Here is a 765-nt window from a genome sequence, read left to right on the forward strand (position 1 = left end):
CCCGCGCCCGCGGAGCCATTGGAAGAAGCTGACCCAACTGGCCTTGTCCTCCTTCATGCCCTCGGCAGCGCCCAAAACCTCACGAAAACCGTCCTCATTTACGGCGATTGCCACCAAAACAGCAACATTTTCGTACTCTCCGCCCCAGTTGCGGCGCAGGTAGATGCCGTCAACATAGACATACGGATACCGTCCGCCCTGTAACGGGCGATTTCGCCAGTCCTCGATGTGAACGTAGGCTTTCTTGTTTAGCTCGCTGATGGTGGCGGGCGAGACCTTGCTGCCCCACAGTGCCTCCGTGATGTCCTCCACCCGGCGCACGGAAACGCCTGCCAGGTACATCTCGATGAGGGCCTCCTCCACGCTGCTCTCCCGGCGACGATACCGCTCGATGATGGCAGTTTCGAAGGATACACCCTTGAGCCGGGGGACGTGGAGCGTAACGTCACCGGAGGTCGTGGTAAGGTTTCTGTCGTAGTGACCGCTGCGGTAGCCCTGACGGGCCTCGCTGCGCTCATAGCGGGCGGCCTGCGTCAGGGACTCCGCCTCCTTTTCCAGCAGTTCGTTCAGGGTTTCTTCTACACTTCCTCGAACTAATTCTTTGAGCTGCCCCTTGATAATTTCCTCATTTAGCTGTACAATTTTCTCGGACATAGTTTGCTGTCTCCTTTCAGAATGGTGTGTCGTGACTTCATTCTACCAGAGCCTGCAAGCTATGTCTTCTTTTATGCTCTTTCCAATTTGCGCAATTTATTGTACATTATC

1 protein-coding gene is annotated in these 765 nt (G+C 55.6%); it reads right to left on the reverse strand.

Translation table 11 applies throughout. The features are described from left to right. Positions 1-654: IS256 family transposase (locus tag ACTNBK_RS17145; protein WP_441147906.1), on the reverse strand; the 654-nt coding region annotated here is incomplete at its 3' end. Positions 655-765 lie beyond the last annotated feature (111 nt).

The sequence above is a fragment of the Intestinimonas sp. HCP28S3_D6 genome, assembly GCF_052065695.1.
Lineage (GTDB): Bacteria > Bacillota > Clostridia > Oscillospirales > Oscillospiraceae > Intestinimonas.